The sequence below is a fragment of the Pseudazoarcus pumilus genome (assembly GCF_002872475.1).
Classification (GTDB): Bacteria; Pseudomonadota; Gammaproteobacteria; order Burkholderiales; family Rhodocyclaceae; genus Pseudazoarcus; species Pseudazoarcus pumilus.
In genome coordinates this window covers 506,186-526,085 of record NZ_CP025682.1, presented here as the reverse complement: position 1 = coordinate 526,085, position 19,900 = coordinate 506,186, and the positions used below count along the sequence as shown (strand labels likewise).

The 19,900-nt window shown below is 58.5% G+C and carries 22 protein-coding genes; 17 read left to right on the top strand and 5 right to left on the bottom strand.

The genetic code is table 11. The annotated features are described in order from the left end of the window. Positions 1–49 precede the first annotated feature (49 nt). On the bottom strand, positions 50–613 hold the full coding sequence (ampD, locus tag C0099_RS02490) for a 1,6-anhydro-N-acetylmuramyl-L-alanine amidase AmpD (protein ID WP_102245985.1): 564 nt from the start codon (positions 611–613) through the stop codon (positions 50–52). Between the two features lie 140 nt (positions 614–753). Between ampD and C0099_RS02485 the strand changes: the two genes are divergently transcribed. The 17 genes from C0099_RS02485 to C0099_RS02410 all read left to right on the top strand — a co-directional run bounded on the left by C0099_RS02485 (position 754) and on the right by C0099_RS02410 (position 14,699). Next, positions 754–1,179, top strand: a complete 426-nt coding sequence (locus tag C0099_RS02485; protein WP_102245984.1) for a nucleotidyltransferase substrate binding protein — start codon at positions 754–756, stop codon at positions 1,177–1,179. Next, positions 1,176–1,490 carry a nucleotidyltransferase family protein gene (locus tag C0099_RS02480; RefSeq protein WP_102245983.1) on the top strand — a complete coding sequence of 105 codons (315 nt, stop codon included), beginning with the start codon at positions 1,176–1,178 and terminating at the stop codon, positions 1,488–1,490. The genes C0099_RS02485 and C0099_RS02480 overlap by 4 nt, the downstream gene beginning before the upstream one ends. An 85-nt stretch (positions 1,491–1,575) precedes the next feature. Beyond that, on the top strand, positions 1,576–1,875 hold the full coding sequence (locus C0099_RS02475) for a nucleotidyltransferase domain-containing protein (RefSeq protein WP_102245982.1): 300 nt from the start codon (positions 1,576–1,578) through the stop codon (positions 1,873–1,875). Further along, positions 1,872–2,312 (top strand): nucleotidyltransferase substrate binding protein, encoded by a 441-nt coding sequence (locus C0099_RS02470; protein WP_102245981.1) that lies wholly within the window; start codon positions 1,872–1,874, stop codon positions 2,310–2,312. Before C0099_RS02475 ends, C0099_RS02470 begins: the two co-directional genes overlap by 4 nt. After that, on the top strand, positions 2,312–4,102 hold the full coding sequence (locus C0099_RS02465) for an ABC transporter ATP-binding protein (RefSeq protein WP_228151632.1): 1,791 nt from the start codon (positions 2,312–2,314) through the stop codon (positions 4,100–4,102). The genes C0099_RS02470 and C0099_RS02465 overlap by 1 nt, the downstream gene beginning before the upstream one ends. A gap of 75 nt (positions 4,103–4,177) precedes the next feature. After that, positions 4,178–5,179, top strand: a complete 1,002-nt coding sequence (pseB, locus tag C0099_RS02460) for a UDP-N-acetylglucosamine 4,6-dehydratase (inverting) (protein WP_102245979.1) — start codon at positions 4,178–4,180, stop codon at positions 5,177–5,179. A 2-nt stretch (positions 5,180–5,181) separates the two neighbouring features. Then, a complete protein-coding gene (gene pseC, locus C0099_RS02455; protein ID WP_102245978.1) occupies positions 5,182–6,351 on the top strand; it encodes a UDP-4-amino-4,6-dideoxy-N-acetyl-beta-L-altrosamine transaminase in 1,170 nt (389 codons plus the stop codon). 29 nt (positions 6,352–6,380) lie between these two features. Next, complete coding sequence (locus C0099_RS02450) at positions 6,381–6,671, top strand: nucleotidyltransferase family protein (protein ID WP_102245977.1); 291 nt, start codon at positions 6,381–6,383, stop codon at positions 6,669–6,671. A gap of 49 nt (positions 6,672–6,720) precedes the next feature. After that, positions 6,721–7,413, top strand: a complete 693-nt coding sequence (gene pseF / locus C0099_RS02445; protein ID WP_102245976.1) for a pseudaminic acid cytidylyltransferase — start codon at positions 6,721–6,723, stop codon at positions 7,411–7,413. Next, complete coding sequence (locus tag C0099_RS02440; protein WP_102245975.1) at positions 7,413–8,750, top strand: FAD-dependent oxidoreductase; 1,338 nt, start codon at positions 7,413–7,415, stop codon at positions 8,748–8,750. Before pseF ends, C0099_RS02440 begins: the two co-directional genes overlap by 1 nt. A 51-nt stretch (positions 8,751–8,801) precedes the next feature. Then, positions 8,802–9,803, top strand: coding sequence for a hypothetical protein (locus C0099_RS15820; protein WP_123785210.1), 1,002 nt, complete (start codon positions 8,802–8,804; stop codon positions 9,801–9,803). Positions 9,804–9,841: 38 nt separating this feature from the next. Continuing rightward, a complete protein-coding gene (locus C0099_RS02435; RefSeq protein ID WP_228151680.1) occupies positions 9,842–10,414 on the top strand; it encodes a class I SAM-dependent methyltransferase in 573 nt (190 codons plus the stop codon). A 7-nt stretch (positions 10,415–10,421) separates the two neighbouring features. Beyond that, positions 10,422–11,486 carry a putative sugar O-methyltransferase gene (locus C0099_RS02430; protein ID WP_164084865.1) on the top strand — a complete coding sequence of 355 codons (1,065 nt, stop codon included), beginning with the start codon at positions 10,422–10,424 and terminating at the stop codon, positions 11,484–11,486. After that, positions 11,483–12,250, top strand: coding sequence for a WbqC family protein (locus tag C0099_RS02425; protein WP_164084864.1), 768 nt, complete (start codon positions 11,483–11,485; stop codon positions 12,248–12,250). The genes C0099_RS02430 and C0099_RS02425 overlap by 4 nt, the downstream gene beginning before the upstream one ends. Further along, the gene (pseI, locus tag C0099_RS02420) at positions 12,247–13,311 is read left to right on the top strand and encodes a pseudaminic acid synthase (protein ID WP_102245971.1); all 1,065 of its coding nucleotides are present in this window, start codon (positions 12,247–12,249) and stop codon (positions 13,309–13,311) included. Before C0099_RS02425 ends, pseI begins: the two co-directional genes overlap by 4 nt. A 3-nt stretch (positions 13,312–13,314) precedes the next feature. After that, complete coding sequence (locus C0099_RS02415; RefSeq protein WP_102245970.1) at positions 13,315–14,307, top strand: glycosyltransferase family 52; 993 nt, start codon at positions 13,315–13,317, stop codon at positions 14,305–14,307. Continuing rightward, positions 14,304–14,699, top strand: a complete 396-nt coding sequence (locus C0099_RS02410) for an adenylyltransferase/cytidyltransferase family protein (protein WP_173768941.1) — start codon at positions 14,304–14,306, stop codon at positions 14,697–14,699. Before C0099_RS02415 ends, C0099_RS02410 begins: the two co-directional genes overlap by 4 nt. Here the strand turns inward: C0099_RS02410 and C0099_RS02405 are convergent. From C0099_RS02405 to C0099_RS02390, 4 genes are read right to left on the bottom strand one after another with little or no spacing between them, the layout of a single operon-like run. After that, positions 14,677–15,855, bottom strand: coding sequence for a CDP-glycerol glycerophosphotransferase family protein (locus C0099_RS02405; protein ID WP_102245968.1), 1,179 nt, complete (start codon positions 15,853–15,855; stop codon positions 14,677–14,679). The genes C0099_RS02410 and C0099_RS02405 overlap by 23 nt on opposite strands. Then, on the bottom strand, positions 15,852–16,973 hold the full coding sequence (locus tag C0099_RS02400; protein ID WP_102245967.1) for a UDP-N-acetylglucosamine 2-epimerase: 1,122 nt from the start codon (positions 16,971–16,973) through the stop codon (positions 15,852–15,854). The genes C0099_RS02405 and C0099_RS02400 overlap by 4 nt, the downstream gene beginning before the upstream one ends. Before the next feature lie 50 nt (positions 16,974–17,023). Continuing rightward, complete coding sequence (locus C0099_RS02395) at positions 17,024–17,869, bottom strand: glycosyltransferase family 2 protein (protein WP_265734827.1); 846 nt, start codon at positions 17,867–17,869, stop codon at positions 17,024–17,026. A gap of 22 nt (positions 17,870–17,891) precedes the next feature. Further along, complete coding sequence (locus tag C0099_RS02390; RefSeq protein WP_102245965.1) at positions 17,892–19,841, bottom strand: hypothetical protein; 1,950 nt, start codon at positions 19,839–19,841, stop codon at positions 17,892–17,894. Positions 19,842–19,900: the final 59 nt, after the last annotated feature.

Below are 19,900 nucleotides of genomic sequence, written 5' to 3'. Positions count from 1 at the left end.
TTTTCCTGATTTAACAGGACCTTGTCAAACAAGGCCTACCCCAAAGGGCTTACACAACCCTGCGCAGTTGTGTCCAGTCGAAACACGGCCCCGGGTCCGTCTTGCGCCCCGGCGCGATGTCCGAATGCCCGACAACGTCACGCACGGACGGGTATCTGGCACGAATCGCCGCGATAAGTTCGCACAGCCGTTCGTACTGTGCAGGCTCGAACGGCACCGTGTCACAGCCCTCAAGTTCGATTCCGACAGAAAAATCGTTACAACGTTCCCGACCCCGCCAACACGACACCCCCGCGTGCCAAGCCCGATCCTCCGTCGACACGAACTGGATCAGTTCCCCGTCACGCCGGATGAAGAAATGCGCCGAAACCCGCAAACCCGCGATCTCAGCGTAGTACGGATGTTCATCGGCATTCAACGAATTGGTGAACAAACACTCCACCCCCGACCCACCGAACTCCTCCGGCGGCAGGCTGATCGCGTGCACGACGACAAGATCCACCGCCGCGCCGGGCGGGCGGGCATCGAAGTTGGGCGACGGCCGACGAACGGCCGGAGAACCAAGCCAGCCTTGCGAATCGAGCCTGAGGGGGGCGGAATGATCAGCGCGCATTACGCGATTATGCGACCCCGCCACACCCCCACCAAGCACATGCCCATGGCCTGTGTGCGCCGCTTTGGCTAGACTGGCTCAAATACAACAGTGCGCCCGCGCCCCAAGCGGCGCATCGAGCGCAAAACAGGCATCGCCCCATGAACGCCTCCTCCCCCGACATCCGCTGGCAGCAACGCTTCACCAACTACCTCAAGGCGCTCGAACGCCTGACCGAAGCCGTGGAACTCAGCCGGCAGCGCCCACTCACTCCGCTGGAGAAGCAGGGCCTGATCCAGGCCTTCGAATTCACCCACGAACTGGCCTGGAACACGCTGCGCGACTTCTTCATCTGGCAGGGCGCCCAGAACATCACGGGCTCGCGCGACGCCACCCGCGAAGCTTTCCAGCGAGGCCTGGTCACGGACGGGGAAGGATGGATGGAGATGATCCAGAGCCGCAACCGAACGTCTCACAGCTACAACGAGGAAGTGGCCAACGACATCGCGCAGCGCATCCTGCAGCGCTACCACACGCTGTTTCTCGCACTGCGCGATCAACTCCGGCACCGCATTGAAACCCCATGAGCGCCCAACCCGCCCACGACGCATTCGGCCTTCCTCCCGGCGTGCTACCCCGCATCCTCGCCGTGCTGCGGGCATGGCCGCAGATCGGGACCGTCACCCTGTTCGGCTCGCGCGCCCTGGGCACCTTCCGCACCGGCTCCGACATCGACCTGTGCCTCACCGCCCCTGGCCTCGGCCTGAGCGAGTTGCTGCAAATCGAAACCCAGATCGACGACCTGCTCCTGCCCTGGAAGGTCGACCTCCTGCTGCGCCACCAAATCGACAACCCCGACCTGCTCGACCACATCGATCGGGTTGGCGTAGAGCTCTGAGGCGCCCGCCACCACGCACATGCCCATGGCCTGTGTGCGCCGCTTTGGCTAGACTGGCCCAAATACAACACCGCGTCCGCGCCCCATGCGAATCACCGAAGACGAATCCCGCATCATCCGCGACACCGTGCGCCTCCGCTTCGGACGTAACGCCCGCGTATGGCTGTTCGGCTCACGCACCGACGACACCCGGCGCGGTGGCGACATCGACCTGCTCGTCGAAACACCCGAACCGCTGGAGAACGCCTTCCGCGAATCCATCGGCCTGGAAACCGACCTGCAGATCGCGCTCGGCGACCAGAAGATCGACATCCTGCTTGCCCAGCCCGACTTGCCGCGCACCCCGATGCAGCGAATTGCCCGGGACACGGGGATCGAGCTATGAACACCCGCGATATCGAGCAGGTTCGCGAACTCAACCCGCAGAAAGCCGACCGGGCGATCGCGCTTATCAAGGCGTCACTATCAGACTTCCGCCCCTTCGACCCGTCCGTCGAGTACTCTCCGAAGGAACTCGAACCCTACGACGCACTCGCGGATCGGTTCGTCCGCGCAGTGGAATGTGCGCTGCGCTATTTCCGCAGTCATGAACTCGCCGAGTTTGCCGAACAGTCAGACACCACGCGCAACCTGCTCAATCGCATGGAAAAGCTCGGCCTGATCTCCAATGCGACCCTTTGGCTGGAAATGCGCAACGTACGAAACCGGATCACCCATGACTATTTGCCCGAGCAACAGGCGGCCATGTTCGGCGAGATACAACGCCGATTCGGCCCCGAACTGCTGCGACTGACACCCACGCTGACCCCCAGCCCGGACTGATGCGACAAGCGCCGCAACACCCAACCATGCCGCCGTCGCATCACCGCCTGTCCTTCGCCGCCGCTCTGCGGCAACTGTGGCAGATCCTCGAGCCACGCGAACAACGCAAAGCCTACCGAATTCTCGCCATGGTCATCGTCATGGCCTTGATGGAAGCGGCCGGCGTGGTGTCCATCGTTCCCTTTCTGGCCGCCATCACAGACCCGCAGGCGATTCAGTCCAACCGCCTTTTAAACCTGCTCTACGAAACCTTCGGATTTTCCTCCGAACGCGACTTCATCATCGCGCTGGGAATTGGCTCCGGGCTGGTGATTGCGACCTCGTCCGCCTTCAAGGCCATCACGCAACACGCCCTCAACCGTTTCAGCCACCTTCAGCTGCACTCGATCAGTAGCCGGCTGCTGCTCAACTATCTCAATCAGCCCTACAGCTTCTTTCTGCAACGCAACACGTCGGACCTGAGCAAAAACATCCTCTCCGAGACGGATCAGATAGTGACCACGCTGATCCAACCCGTCGTGCACACCATTGCACAAGGCATCATCGTGCTGGCCATCGCCCTGCTGCTGCTGGCCTACGACGCCCGCATCGCCACCGCGGTCACCGTGTCGCTGGCGTTGATGTACGGGGTCATCTACTACGTCGCCCGAAAAAAGCTGACCGAAATCGGTGCCGAACGCACGCGGGCGAACACCGAACGCTTCAAGGCCGCCAACGAAGCGCTTGGCGGCATCAAGGAAATCAAGATTGGCACCGCCGCCCCGCTCTACCTGCGCCGCTTCAACAGCGCCACGCGCACCTTCGCCCGGCACCGCGCCACCAACGACACCATCGCACAAACGCCGCTCTACATCGTGGAGGGGGTCGGATACTGCGGGCTGATTGCCATCGCTGTAATCATGCTGTGGCGAACCGGCAGCGTCTCGGAAGCGCTGCCACTGATCGGCCTGTACGGCTTCGCGGCCTACCGCATGCTCCCGGCCGTTCAGGTCATATATCGTGGCGTATCCCGCATGCGCTTTTCCGCCGAAGCCTTGACGCGCCTGCATCACGACCTCGATCAGCCACACCAACCACACCCGGAAAGCCACCAACCCCCGATCGTTCCGATGCGCGAAATCCGCCTCGCATCGATCTCCTATACCTATCCGACCGCCGCAAAGCCGGTATTCGAGAATTTCAGCCTCACCCTGCAGGCCAACACCATCAACGTCATCGCCGGCCCCAGCGGCAGCGGCAAGAGCACGCTGATGGATATCCTGCTTGGGCTGCTGGAACCGCAACAGGGCACCATCACGGTGGACGAAACACCAATCACGCACGATAACCTGCCCGCCTGGCAGGCTTCGATCGGCTACGTCCCGCAGCATACCTACCTCTTCGACGGCAGCATTGCAGAGAACATCGCCATGGGCTTGAGCAACGACCAGATCGACATGCAAGCCGTGCGCGACGCCGCCGCCAAAGCCGAGATCGACCACTTCATCAGCAATGAACTCTCCAGCGGCTACCAGACGAGCGTTGGCGAAAGAGGCATCCGCCTGTCTGGCGGGCAGATGCAGCGCATCGGCATCGCTCGTGCGCTGTACCGAAAGCCGACCGTCCTGATTCTCGATGAACCGACCAGTGCGCTGGACGAAGAGACGGACTCCAGGATCATGGCCACCTTGGCGGCTCTGCAGGGAAGAATAACGGTTGTCCTGGTCAGTCATCGGCCGAGGCATCGGCTAGGGTTTCCGACAATCGACTTGTCACATTTACCTGACCCAACTGGAAAGAATGCATGCTGAATCACGCAAAGTGATCAAATAGACGAATGTTTTCAAAAGCGAGGCCTTTTATCAGGCCTCAATAGGATTGTGCTGATGACCTTCGAACACTCAACGTTATTGATAACCGGCGGCACGGGCTCATTCGGCCATACATTCGTGCCGATGACGCTTGCCAAGTACAACCCGAAGAAGATCATCATCTTCTCGCGCGACGAGATGAAGCAGTGGGAGATGGCCAAGCATTTCCAGGGCGATGCTCGTGTGCGTTTCTTCGTCGGCGATGTGCGCGACAAGGATCGTCTCTACCGCGCGCTCGATGGGGTCGACTACGTGGTTCACGCTGCGGCCACGAAGATCGTACCGACAGCCGAATACAACCCGTTCGAATGCGTAAAGACCAACATCAACGGCGCGATGAACCTGATCGACGCCTGCATCGACAAGGGCGTCAAACGCGTGGTCGCGCTGTCCACCGACAAGGCGAGCAGCCCGATCAACCTGTACGGCGCCTCCAAGCTGGCCTCCGACAAGCTTTTCGTTGCGGGCAATTCGTACGTTGGCGGGGACGAGACGCGGTTTGCGGTGGTGCGCTACGGCAACGTGATGGGATCTCGTGGTTCGGTCATCCCGTTTTTCCTCTCCCTCCGGAACAAGGGTGTCTTGCCCATCACGGACGAAAGGATGACCCGTTTCATGATCACGCTCGAACAGGGCGTGGAACTGGTCTGGCATGCCCTGCAGGACACGGAAGGGGGGGAGATCTACGTCAAGAAGATTCCATCGATGAAGGTCGTCGACCTCGCCAAAGCAGTCGCACCCGAGGCCACACATGAATTCATCGGAATCCGCCCCGGAGAAAAGCTGCACGAGCAGATGATTGGCGAGGAGGATGCCTTCTACACCTACGAATATCCTTCGCACTTCAAGATTCTGCCGGCCATCCATGGCTGGAGCGCGTGCCCCATGCGCATCAAGGACGGCAAGAAGGTTCCGGAAGGGTTCAGCTACACCAGCCACAACAACACGGAGTGGATGAGTGTCGCTCAACTGCAATCCTGGCTGGCTGAGAACGAGCACAAGATCGGAAGGACCTGAGGATGATCCCGTACGGGCGGCAGGACATCACACAAGCCGATATCGACGCAGTCATCGATGTCCTTCAGTCGGACTTTCTGACACAAGGGCCGCAGATACCGCGCTTCGAGGAAACGGTAGCGTCGTACTGTGGCACGCGGCATGCAGTGGCGGTCAATAGCGCCACCTCGGCCCTGCACATCGCCTGCCTCGCGCTTGGTCTTGGTCCGGGAGACTGGCTGTGGACCACGCCAATCACCTTCGTCGCGTCGGCAAACTGCGGGCTGTATTGCGGTGCCGGAGTCGATTTCGTCGACATCGACCCGCGCACCTACAATCTCTGCCCCGACGCACTCGAGCGCAAACTGGTCGCTGCAGAGCGCGACGGGCGTCTGCCCAAAGTCGTAGTCGCTGTCCACCTGTGCGGCCAGGCATGCGACATGGCTGCAATCCACGCGCTGGCCATACGCTATGGCTTTCGCGTCATCGAGGATGCCTCCCACGCCATCGGCGGCAAGTACCGGGGTGAGCCGATCGGCAACTGCCGCTTCAGTGACGTTACGGTATTCAGCTTCCACCCGGTCAAGGTGATCACCACCGCCGAAGGCGGGATGGCCTTGACCAACGACCCGGAGCTCGCGGAAAAGATGGCGCTGCTGCGCAGCCATGGCATCACGCGCGACCTCACCCGGATGACCCACGAGCCCGACGGCCCCTGGTATTACCAGCAGATCGACCTTGGCTACAATTACCGCATGACGGATCTTCAGGCAGCGCTCGGCATCAGCCAGATGACCCGGCTCCACGACTACGTCTGCCGCCGAACTGAACTGGCGCGCCGTTACGACACCTTGCTCGCCGATCTGCCACTCTCAACGCCCTGGCAGCATCCAGACAGCAAGTCGAGCTGGCATCTCTACGTGATCCGCCTGCAGATCGAAGAGCAGGGAGGAGCCGGCATTGCTCACCGACAAGTGTTCCAATCGCTACGCGAGCAGGGTATCGGAGTCAGCCTGCACTACATTCCCGTACACACCCAGCCCTACTATCAGCGCCAGGGCTTTAGCACCGGCGACTATCCGGAAGCGGAGCGCTACTATGCCGGAGCGATCAGTCTGCCGATATTCCAGACCATGTGTGAAGCGCAACAGGACACAGTCGTTGCGGCACTGCATACCGCATTGGCTATCTGAATCGACGGCACAGCAACGGGAGAGGCAAGATGAAACCATCCGCTGCCCTGGAAACAAACCGCGAGCGCATCCGAAACATCGTACTGGCACATCGGGCCAGCAACCCGCGTGTGTTCGGCTCGGTTCTGCATGGAGACGATACGGAACTCAGCGATCTGGATATTCTCATCGACCCCGCTCACGATGCCTCGCTACTCGATATCGCCCATATACAAGTCGAACTTGAAGCACTTCTGGGGGTTTCGGTTGACGTACTGACACCGGACGCGCTCCCACCCCGGTTTCGCACTCAAGTTCTCCAAGAGGCCCAGGCGGTATGAGCAAGAAGGCGCTCCGGCTGCCTGAAACATCGCCGCGCAAACCGCAAACATGAGACTCGCCATCATCCCCGCCCGCGGCGGCAGCAAGCGCATTCCACGCAAGAACATCAAGGTCTTTTGCGGCAAACCGATGATCGCGTGGTCGATTGAAGCCGCTCGCGACAGCGGCTGCTTCGACCGGATTGTCGTTTCCACGGACAATGATGAGATCGCGAGCGTCGCCAGACACTGGGGAGCGGAAACGCCGTTCATGCGGCCAGCAGAACTATCCGATGATCATGCGACCACAATGCCCGTAATCGCTCATGCCATCCGCTGGGCCAATGCGCACCTTGCCTCAGTAGATTTTGCCTGCTGTATTTATGCTACGGCTCCTTTTGTTCAGCCCGACGATTTGCGCAACGGTCTGACCAAACTGGAGAACAGCAATTTCGACTACGTATTTTCCGTCACCAGCTACGCCTTTCCCATACAGCGCGCCATCCGCATCAATGCCAATGGCCGTATATCCATGTTCCATCCCGAGCACATGAACACTCGCTCACAGGATTTGGAGGAGGCTTATCACGATGCAGGCCAGTTCTACTGGGGTCGCGCTGCCGCCTGGCTAGAGGGGAAAGCCGTGTTTTCGGAACACGCGCAGCCCGTGATCTTGCCCCGCTCACGAGTACAGGACATCGACACCCATGAAGATTGGGAACGTGCGGAAGCCCTGTTTCGACTGCTCGACAAGGAATCCTGATGACCACCGCCGTTGTTGCCGGGGGAGGTATCGCCGGCCTGTTGGCCGCCAAGTTGCTCAAGAATCACTATGAACGTGTGCTGGTGATTGAACGTGACTCGGTGTGCGGCGGCTTGCTGGGCTCCATCGTCAACAACGACGGCGTATCTTTTGACCATGGCGCACATGTGCTCAGCGAAACTGGCCTCGCGGAGCTCGACGCCTTGCTGTATGGCGGTCTGTCATCAAGCCATTGGCGCGAATTCAACATCTTGCGCGCGGGGAACTGGGTCGGCGGAGCCATGAACCGGAGTAGCCCATTCCCGGATGCGCGCCGCCTGGGCGTGGAAACATTACGTCGGGGCCTAAGCGAACTGGCACAGGCGGCGTTCCAGCGTAACTCGCGCCCCCCCGCTCACTTGGGCGAAGCCCTGGAGCGGCGCTTTGGCGCAACGCTGGCGACTGAAGTGGCGGGTGCAACAGTGCGCAAGCAATTAGGCGTCGCCCTCGAAGATTTGCATCCTGACACCCCGTTTGCCACTCGCCGAGTGGTCTGTGCCGACGCAGAACAGTCCCGCCTGCTCAAGCTGGACCCGCGCTTCACCGAAGCTTGCGCGTTCGCATCCTACGAGGAGGGCGCTAGCACACTACTCCACCGCTATCCGCGCCAAGGCGGTCTAGCCCAATGGATTGAGGGTTTCGTCGCCGGGCTGCAGGATGACGGCGTCGAAATCCTCTGCGGCCGCACCATCGCCGCGATTGCACACGGCAACGGAGAAGTCCGCTCTGTGACGTTGGATGACGACCGCACCATCGACTGCGAGTTGCTCGCATGGACACTGCCTTCGGCCATGCTGTTGCGCGCAGGGAAGATTGCTTTCACCGGCAAGGCACCTCTTTCACGCCCCATCGGTCTATTTCATCTGGTGTTCGACCTGCCTTTCTGCGATCCCAATTACCACATCACCTGCTACGACGAATCCTTCAGAACCTTCCGTATCACGCTCTACCCCAACCTCCGCAGCGAGCAGCAACAAGCGCCCTACAACTGCACTGTAGAAGTAATCGGCGACGCTCAAACCGAGTTTGCAGCGCTACTGCCACAGGTGGTTGAGGAATTGCGGGTGATGGGCGTCGTCGATTCCGACGCGCGGCTGGCGTCGAGCCTGGTACAAACGGTACCCATGGGTTTTCCGGCCACCACTCATGAATTCATGGCCGGCAATGCTGCCCAAGCAACATTGGCTCGTCAGCATATGGGTAACTCATTGCTACTGGGGCGCGCTCGCTGTCCGCCGTTCTTCGCTCAAGATGTTCTGGTCGACACGTATCGCACCATCACATCCCTTGCGCCATGAACCAAGCACAACCCCGCCATTGTCGCAGGCGACCACGAAACTGATGCTGACATGACAGCCACGCTCCGCCTGTTGTTTCGTTGCGATGGAGGCCAAGCTCAAGGCTTGGGCCACATCACTCGCTGCCTCTCCTTGGCGCGCACGATCCGTGAGATTGCGCCCTTGGCGCATATTGCATTTTGGGGCCAATATGATGCATTCGCCCGCACGTTGCTGGCTCAACATGACATGCCCGCGTGGCCTTCATCACCACCAGAAGGGAATGCGGACGGAATTGAGGCCACACACAATGTTTGTGCCGACTTCGACGTGTTGCTGCTAGATAGCTATGCCATCGATCAGGACTACATCAATGGTCTGAAGAAACAACCCTGCAAGCTGGCATTGATCGATGACGATCAGCGCCATGACCTGTCAGATGCGGATTTGGTGCTCTGCTTTCGTGCAGGCGCGGAAACCCTGACCTATGGAGCAAGGCATCAGTTGCTCGGCCCAGCCTTCATGCTGGTCAAACCTGAACTACGCGCCTTGCGCGAACGCAATCTGGGCTTACCTGCGCATCGCTGTATCAGTCGTGCGCTGATCTTTCTTTCCGGAGGACATCGGGCTCCGGAACTATTGCCAACCGTATTGGGCGCGTTCGAAGGCATGGGTTTGGAAATCGCTTATCTCGCACCGGAAGAGCCTCGCCATGCCTCGACCGCCCATGCTCGACACCTGCCCTTGACACCAGCCATCGAAACCCTTTACGCGAACACAGACTTTGTACTCTGCGGCGGCGGGCTGACCAAGTACGAGTGCGCCTACGCCGGCATCCCGAACGCCTGCCTATCTCTAACGTCCTTGCAGAACGAAGACACCCGGATTATGGCGGCACAGGGATTTACCTTGGATTTGGGCCTTGCCAGCGCCCTTCACCCGGAACGACTGCGTGGCCAACTCGCCGAGTTCATCCGGGATGAAACCGCGCAGGCAGATCAACGCCGAGCGTTTGCATCCAAACTAGATGGAGATGGTCCGCTTCGGGTTGCCCGAACACTTCTTTCCTTATGAAAACGCCACTTCAACAGCATTATCGGCACTTGTTCCAGATGCACGGTGATTCCGCGCAGGCTGTCCAATATTCGGATACCGTGTCGCAACACAAGCGCTTCAAGGTACTCAGCGAGGTCGCACCGGATTTGGGTTCGGTGGTTGACTTGGGCTGCGGCTTGGGCCACTTCCTCGACCATTTGCGAGCCAACGGTTTCGCCGGCCCTTACCTCGGGCTTGATTTCGTCCAAGAGTTTGTGAACAGCGCAAACGCCAAGCATGCCAGCGACCCGCTAACTGAATTCAAGCAGTGCGACCTTATCGCCGACGCCTACCCCGAGGGCTACGACACCTTCGTAGTGTGTGGAGTGTTCAACAACAAGATGGACAACAACGCCGAGTTCATGCGATGCGTACTGGAAAAGGCTTTTGCTGCCACCCGCAAGCAGGTGGCCTTCAACGCCATGTCCACCTACGTCGATTTTGAAGATCCCGACCTGTACTACACTAACCCGTGCGAAATATTCGACTTTTGCAAACGCAACCTGACCCGAAAGGTAACCTTGCGCCACGAATACCTGGTGCGCGAAGACAGACCGCCTTTCGAGTATGCGGTTTATCTCTACAAGTGATCCGGTCATGCACAACACCGATGCTGAACTAGATCTGCTGCTGCGCGACATGGACGAAGCTGATCCTCAGTATCGGCCAACAGCCTTTTGGCGTACTGCACTGGACAGACTTATTCCAGAATTGGGCGACGGGGGCCTTCAACGCTTTCGCTCGTTGCCTGGGCCGCTATCGTTCTTCGTACCAACCTACGGCTTCCCTGGCATACATACGACACCTGCTCGCTTTACCCCCCTGCGCCACGCTCTGGAGAATCTGGAACTGGGCGATCGACGCTGCTCCATACACCTTGAACGGTTGCTCACAGGGGAGGCGCAAGCCGAATCCGACTATCGGGTTCTATGCGCCGCTGACCAGCCCCTGCGCCCCCCTTTTCTTGATCAGTTCAGCGAGGGGGAAGCCGCGGCCCCGATCGAACAATTCGAGTTCGATGGCCGACGCTTTGGGCGGTCGTCGCTGAATTACCTGCTTGGCTTGGCCTTTCTCAAGCGACATTGCGACCTGTCCGAAGTACGCACCGTCCTGGAAATCGGCGGGGGTTTCGGCTCTCTGGGGGAAATCTTGCTTGCCGACAAGCGTAACGATGTGTTCTACATTAACGCGGACATCCCGCCTACCGTCCACTGCGCTCATCATTACCTGTCGACCACCCATGGGCGCAACTCAATTCTGGGCTACGCAGAATCCCGCAACGAGAAGGTGCTGGATATCTCAGCGATGCGCGCCAGCCACCGTGCTGCCACTTTGGCCGCGTGGCAGCTGCCAAGACTGCAAGGCACTGTCGATTTGTTTGTGAATTTCATCTCCTTTCAAGAGATGGAACCGGACGTGGTGTGCAACTATCTTGGTCAAATCAAAAGGCTTCAAGCCCGATATATCCTCCTGCGCAACCTGCGCGAAGGAAAGGCGAAAGCGACTCCCGGGACAGTCGGCGTAATCGACCCAATCAAGGGAGAAATGTACGACGAATTTCTTGGTCAATCATATCGGCTGGTTGCATGCAACACAGTCCCTTTTGGCTATCGTACCGTGGACGGATTTCATTCCGAGCTTCGAGTGTACGAACGCCGATGACGTCCCACTCTCCGAACATGCGCATCGCAATTCTTCAACCCACGTTCCTACCTTGGCTGGGCTGGTTCGACATCGCAGACCAAGCAGACCTGCTAATACTGCTCGACGACGTCTCCTTTTCCAAGCAGTCATGGCAACAGCGCAACCGCCTACGCACACGGCGGGGCTTGGAGTACGTTACGGTCCCGGTCCGCTCCGCGGGCCGTCTGGGGCAACCCATTCTGGATGTCGAGATCGCGGAACCAAACTTCGCTTCGAAGCTGGAACGCACGATCTCGGGAAACTACGCCCGCGCGCCTTACTTTAGGGAGTTGTTCCCCAGCTTTTGTGAGGCCCTCCATCACGTGGCAGCTCAGGAGAGGCTCGCGCCCCTCAACATGGAACTGATCGAATGGTTTTGCAGGGTTCTTGGCATCAACACCCCCCGAAGGGCGAGCAGCGACTTGGGCACAAACGGAAAGCGCGGAGAATACGTGGCAGCCTTGTGCGAATACACAGGCGCTGATGAATACCTTTCGCCGTCGGGTGCAGAAGACTATCTTCTCGAAGATCGACAGGCCTTCGACCGACGCGGCATCAGCGTTTCGCTACACCAGTATTCGCACCCCATCTATCATCAGATGTTCTCGCCCTTCATGCCTTATGCCAGCACGCTTGACCTAATATTCAATGAGGGCGAGCGAGCACTGGAAATTATTCGTTCGGGCCGTCGCTCGCTGCGGGCGCTTGGCGCCTCTGCGGCAAGCAAGGAGGGAATCTCATGAAATCTAAGCAAATTAAGGTCGCTGGCCGCGTTATCGGAGCTGAAAATCCGCCCTACGTTATCGCAGAGCTCTCCGCCAACCACAATGGCAAACTTGAAACCGCCATTAAGATAATCGAGGAAGCGAACAAAGCAGGGGCAGATGCAGTCAAACTCCAAACTTACAAAGCCGACACCATCACTCTGAACTGCGATAGCGATGATTTCCGCATCCACGGGGGACTTTGGGACGGACGAACGCTATATGACCTGTATCAAGAAGCGCACATGCCTTGGGAATGGCACAAGCCGCTTTTCGAATATGCCCGTAAACTCGGCATCACGATTTTCAGTTCCCCGTTCGACAATACCGCCATTGACCTTCTCGAAGATTTGAATGCCCCTGCCTACAAGATCGCATCGTTCGAAGCGGTAGACCTCCCCCTGATCAAATATGCGGCCAATACGGGCAAACCGATGATCATTTCCACCGGCATGGCCGATGCCATGGAAATTCAGGAAGCCATTGATGCCGCACGCTCCGGCGGCTGCAAGGAACTCGCAATTTTACATTGCGTCAGCGGCTACCCCGCTGCGGCAGAAGACTACAACCTGCGCACCATTCCTGACATGATAGAACGCTTCGGGCTGGTGACCGGACTGTCTGATCACACGCTGGACAACACCACCGCCATTGCCAGCGTGGCGCTCGGCGCCTCAATCATCGAGAAACACGTCACTCTCGACCGCACTGGCAGCGGTCCAGACGACAGCTTTTCTCTGGAACCCGCTGAGCTGGAATTCCTGTGCAAAGGCGTCAAAACCGCTTGGGAAGCGATCGGCAAAGTGGACTACAGCCGCAAATCCAGCGAACAAGGGAATGTGAAGTTTCGCAGATCCCTCTATGTTACTCAGGACCTCAAGGCAGGCGACATTCTCACTGAAGCGAATCTCCGCAGCGTCAGACCCGGATTCGGACTGGAGCCGAAGCATCTGGAGGTGCTTCTCGGACGTCGGGTCACCAGAGACATCCCGGCCGGAACGCCGATGCGATGGGACGTAGTTGACCGACAGCCGGACTAATCCATGCACCCAAGGAGGCTCTTCATTTGCGGAACACCGCTGCAGGCACTGCTGATCGAAAGAATCATCGAGCTTGAGTCGCTGTCTAAAGACGAGTGTATCCTGTTTTTCTATACCTACTCAATCAACGACAAGTATGCACATGCCTACGAACGCATTTGCCCGCTATTCCATGAAGCACATCACTATTTCTGCGACAACAAGTACCCAGGATATGCTCGCGATGCGCGCAGACTGTTCTCAAACCTTGATTATCAGGCAGTGTACTTTGCTTCGGCCATAAGTAGTTTCGTCTTGCTCGCCTTGAGTTGCGCCCAAAACCCAGAAATCGTCACCTTTGATGACGGAACGGCCAACATATCTCAAAACAGCCTGTATGCATCAAAGTACGGACTGACCTTAAAAAAGGCGCTTGCACTGGCACTGTTTGGAAACAGATACCACCTGCAAAGGATTCGCAAGGAGTCACGCAGACATTACACGCTGCATCCGGGCTCGACGAATAACATCTCCGACAAGCTTGTCCCGATTTCTATCGTCGGCTCACTGCGGGAATCGGCGTCCGACTCTTCTTGCTCCTTGATCCTAGGTACGCTATTCAGGGACGCGTTTCCTTCGATGCGCCCGGGGGAGATTCAGAACAGGCTTTGCAAGTTCGCATCGCGACTGAGAGGGGACGTTTTTTACCTCCCGCATCCACGCTCAGGCGAATCATGGTTGAGGGGAATCCGCACCATTGACACTCAACAGGTCGCTGAAGAGGTAGCAGTGGATCTCTGCGACCGTTACGGGCGTCTAGACCTATATGGATTCTGCAGTTCGGCTCAGCTCAACCTTGGATCCAGCGAACGAATAAGAAATTTTTTGCTCACGGCAGATGGCCACATCACAAATCTGCACACTATGACGGAAACAATGAACCGCGCTGGAATCAAACCTTACGGGATCATCGATTTGGATCTTCTTCACTCTGGAAATGGAGCCCCTGAATCGTGAAGAGTTTGGTCGTTGTCACCTTCGGAACATTCGACGTCTTTCACGTCGGCCACCTTCACCTGCTCGAACGAGCCAGGGCGTTGGGCGACAGCCTGACTGTTGGCGTGTCGACTGACGCCTTGAACATTGCGAAGAAAGGGCGAGCGCCGGTTTTCTCGCAAGATGAACGCCTGCGACTGGTCGCCGCACTTCGGTGCGTGGATGAGGTGTTCCTCGAAGAATCGCTCGAGCTCAAACGGGAGTATCTGATCCGCCATCGGGCCGACATCCTTGCCATGGGTGATGACTGGAAGGGTCGTTTCGATGAATTTCGAGACATATGCGAGGTGGTGTATTTCGAACGCACGCCGGCCATCTCGACCACTGCAGTCATCGAGAAGATCCGTCTTTAGGCAGCATCTCGCCGAGCCGCTTCACGCACCGTTCAGCTGAACATCCGTCGTCAAAACCTCCGTAGATGGTCTGTCTTTTCGCGTGATGAGCTGCTTCATGCTCGAGCCAGTAGAATTTCGGATTCTCCAAACAATCGTCAACGCAATGTTTCAGATCCTCCAATGATGAGAGCACGGGGCCGAAACGGTACTCCGGACCCAGCGAATAACCTTTCCGGAAGGGGGCTGCTACGTCGAGAAAGAGCGCCGGACGATCCAGCACCAGAAAGTCGAATGCAATCGAAGACCAGTCGCAGATGAGAACGTCGCTTGCCAGCAACACGGCCTCGGTGTCGGGGAAACGCGACTGCGGAACGAAGACGATGCGTGGCCAAACGCCTGCGCCCTGTTCGCCGCTATTGAGATGTGCTCGCATCAGCACGGTTGCGCCATGAAGCTCGGCAATATGGGACAGGGTGCGGAGAAACTCTGTTTCCGAGAGCCCGAATGGATACAGACTTCTACCTCGGTCGTCCTGCACCCATGTCGGAGCGAACAGGATCACCGGCCCTTCCAGCGGAATTCCCAGACATTTCCGGATCCCGGAAACATCTTCATCACGCTTCACTAGACGGTCTGTACGCGCATAGCCGGTCACGACCACACGGGAGGGGTCGAAGCCGTACTTTTGCGTATAGTACTCGGCCATCAGCGGCGAGGCCACCCACACTTCGTCGTAGTGATGCTGCACGCGAAAATCCGCGGCATCGAAGCCCTTGAACGGAATGCCGTGCCACACGTCGACGAATCGAATTCTCGTGAGCCACAACAGCGGCTCCATCACGTGCAGGCCGTGGTCCGTGATGATCACCGCGGTTCGGGCCAATACGATGGCAGCGCGTGGATCAACGGCACACACGACGTTCACGCCTTCGGAACGGAGGGCTCTCGCGTAGTCTGGATCGAGCGATAGATACACCGCATCCGCCGCCACATGAGAGCGTTTGCACAGCTCCTTGTGAATCGCTAGCAGATTACCGTTGAGCTTGTGTCCGTAGAGGACCACATGCTTGCCCTGGCCGCGCATGAACGGACGCAACACCAAGGCCAACAGGACGTTAACGGCAAAGGCGAACAGGTAGAGCCAGTGTTTAGGGTTACGTCGATCGATCTTCATCGTACGGGGCTGTGGATATCTGCAGACTGACGACCGTTGTGGTGATACTTCCGACAGAAATCCGCTATCCGCTCGGATGGACGCTGCCCTGAAGAGCTCGGAGCCCCAGCCAGGTCTGGGTACTGTTGAACGAACCGGTCGACCACATCCAAATCGTAACCGCTGAGAACACAGTTTCGCCCCAAACCCTCACTACGTTCGGTTGCCATTCGGAGAAGCAGAATGGGTTTTCCGAGGTAGAAACATTCCTCCTGATTGCTTCCACCGTCACTAACGACGAACTCGGCCGACTCGATCAATCGCACGAATCGAAAATAGTCATAACGTTGACGCAAACTGATTCGAGCGTTCGTCTCCAAGCGCTGGATCAGCCCGTGCTTGCGTAACGCTCTCTCCGTCGGTTTGTGCAAGATGAAAAGCAGCGGAACGGTATCGGCGATACGCTCCACGATTTCGACAACGCGGCTCGCTGCCGAACGAGACGACAGGTTCTCGAAGCGGTGAACGGTTACCACCGCATAGGCGCCCGAAGGAGCGTCTTCACTCTGCTGCCGACCGATGGTGTGCGAAATTCGCAGAGCATCCATCAAGGTGTTGCCGTTCGTGAGGATCTTCTGACCACGGTAGTTCGCGAGATTGTCGATGGCCTTTTTGTCCGGGCAAAAATACACGTTGGCCAGTCGGAAGGTCAGAATCCGGGTTATTTCCTCCGGGAACGGGTGGAACAACCTGAAAGAACGCAAGCCGGATTCGACATGCCCCACATCGAGCCGGACCATGCGCGCCATCAATGCTCCCAACAAGGTCGAGAAGGTGTCGCCGTGAACGAGGACCACGCCTTTTCCGGAAACATCGAAAATCTTGTGTCGATTGCGCACCGTCTTCCAGAGCACGCGAACGCTCCACAGCGCCATTGCACGGATCGAGGTTATATCCGGCCCGTCGTAAAGCACACAGTCGGGCGTTCTCAACCCGAAGTTATCGAGGATTTCGTCGATTGTGTCACGATGCTGGCCCGTCCAGATGAAACGATAGTCAAGACCGTGCTCGGCCAACGCCACCATTACCGGCGCCATCTTGATCAGCTGGGCCTTAGTCCCGATGACAACGTGAATCACACGGCCCTCACCACAACGATGCCCCGCTTGCTCGCGACCCGCGATCGGGCCTAATCATCTCGCTTGTAGAGCAACGCGGTGATCTGTTCCGATACCAAACCCATCATGAACACGATGATGCTGGTGGTGAACATCAGCGCGCTCATATTGGTGAATCGACCCTCGCTCATCAAGGTGAAGCCGTACCAGCCAGCCCCCAGCAGGAAGAAGAGAAAAGCCAGCGGTGCGAACAGCTTGAGCGGCGAGTAGAGCGTGCCGATCTTGAAAATTATCAGCAGGAAGCGGACACCGTCCTTAACGATGCGCAGATGGCTTTTCCCGATGCGTTTGGCGGCCTGAATGGGCTCGTAGGCGACAGAGTAGCCGGCACGGAAGAAGGCCATGGTAATGGTCGTCGGGTAGGAAAAGCCGTTGGGCAGCAGGTAGAGGAATTCGCGGAACTTGTCCGCGCGTACGGCACGGAATCCAGAGGTGAGGTCCTGGATGCGCTGGTTGGTCATGTAGCTGGCCAGCCGGTTGTAGAAACGGTTCGCGATACCGCGCCCCACACTGGCCTGCGAGGCTCCGTCGCGCGCGCCGACGACCATGTCGTGGCCCTCCTCCAGCCGGGCCAGCAGGCGCGGGATATCGGCCGGGTCGTGCTGGCCGTCACCGTCCATGAAAACGATGATTTCACCCTGCGCCTTGCGGGCGCCGGCCTTGATGGCAGCACCGTTGCCCATGCCATGCCGGTGACTGAACACAGTGGCCCCTGCATCCCGGGCAACCATGGCCGTTTCGTCCGTTGATCCGTCATCGACGACGAGGATCTCGACTTCGGGCAGGGTATACCGCAAGCGCTGGACCACGCCTGCAATGACGCCCGCTTCATTGCGGGCAGGAATGACTACCGACACGGACCCTTCTGCAGACATTCCCTCAACTCTGCTCATTGACAGCCTCACTTCGGGCCTGCGCTATTTCCCGCTCGAGGCCGTCGAGCAGACTCGCGGTAAGCGCACCCGAAGTCAGCCCTACCAACGGCCGACGGCGTGCAACCGCGGCGAGGGCATCGTCGAAGCGGCCCTCGCGGATGGACGAGTAAACTTGATACTGGAGTACGGGAACCGCCGCCGCAAATACATTCTCGGCCCGATCCAGAAACTCATCGCGTCGCTGCGGATTACCGACGTCTTCTTCCAGTGCCGCAGCCAGAAACAGCAAACGGGCACGGACGTGCTCGATACGGAAGAGGACATTCTCATCCAGCTGTTCTACGACTGAGAGCAAGGACTCCCGCGACACGCCACGGCAACGATCACTGTTGATCAGCTCGCGAAGCCGGAAGGCCACAATAGCGGTCATACGCGGCTGCCGCGCATTGCGGACGTTCTCTAAAGCCGCTTCCATGCGCTCTTCCTGCTCCGACGAAGGATAGATTAGACAACTATAAAGCAACGCTTGCAGGCGGATACCCATGCATTGCGGACAGCTCTCCAGGGTTCGATCGAAAATCTGTATGGCTCGCTCGTAACGCCCCATTTGGATGAACTCGAAGTTCAGGTCGGCGATCTGCTCGGGCGTGGCGTCGATGGCTCGTAGAGCCAAATGGACGGAGGCTCGACTCGACGCCGGGTTTTCGTGTGCCCACAGTTCAGCGGAACGGTCCGGATCGCCCCAGAAGGTGGTCAGTGCCAGCAGGACTGCGAGTTGGATGGCGGCGTAGGCGCCAAACAGCATCGGCCCGATCCGTTTGAGGGCACCTTGAACGGAAGCCGCGCCAACCGCCAATGCGAGGCACGCTCCATACAGGGGCAGATAGTTGCGATGCTCGAAATAAATTTCGAGCATCACGATGGTGGATTCGAGCAGATGCCCAATCAGGAACCACATCACCGCAAACAATGGCCAAACGACAGCTTTTGTCCGCTTCAGCCACACACACAGTGCCACGACCCCTGCCCACGCCAGGAAGCCCAGCAGGGCCGGCCACCCGGTGTAGTCCACACTTCGATGGTCGTGAAACGGGCTATACAGCGACGGAAGCGGCAGAAAAGCCGCCCGCACGTACTCCCACAACACCACCATTTGCGTCTGCAATCGCTCATACCCGGACCAGCCGCGCCGCTCGGACACTGTGAACCATTCACGGTTGAATGGCGACAGATACGCCAGGATGGCAATCAGCGCACTCCACAGCAACAGAGTTTGCAGGAAGGCCAGGCGACGATCCGTCAGCGTCTTCGGCGCCAGCAGGGTGTGGATCACCAGCGCGAACAGCGGCGTGAGAGCGCCATTTTCCTTGGTGTACATCGCCAGCAGGGTGCCCGCGCCCAATGCGCCAAACTGCAGCACGAAACCCAGCAGCGGGCGCGCGGCCTGCAGGCGGTAGGCCGCGACGAAACCGATCAGCCCCAGTAGCGAGAAGAATGCCGCCAGGCTGGTCATGCGCTGGATGATGATCAGGCTGGTGGAGGCCAGCAGTGGCATCGCCCCCCACAGAAAAGCCGCGCCAAAGGCGATCCAGGAACGCCTCGCGGGTCCGCCAAAGCCCGCCAGCCCAAGACACAGGTAGCCCAGCACCCCGACAAGGGCTACGTTGGCAACATGAATGCCGACGTTTACGGCAAGAATTTCGGGCCCGTTAGCGGGCCATCCGGACGCATGAGGGAGGAAAGTCGCGAGTGCAACAGGTCGCCCCAGCGGCCCGGACTTTCCGCCGAAAACGAACTGCTTTTGCGCTTCCGGCGTGGTAACGCGGTTCAAGCCCTCGAGATTTCCGAAGTCATCGTAGAACTGCGCACCCGTCAAGGCTGGCGCATACACCCACCACAGCAGCACAAGTGCCGCACAGGCGACGAGGAACCGGACTATTCTGGATTCAAGCATGCGTCACGTCATTTGGAGACGAACAAAAAACAATGCCCCGCAGGGCGGGGCACTGTTTG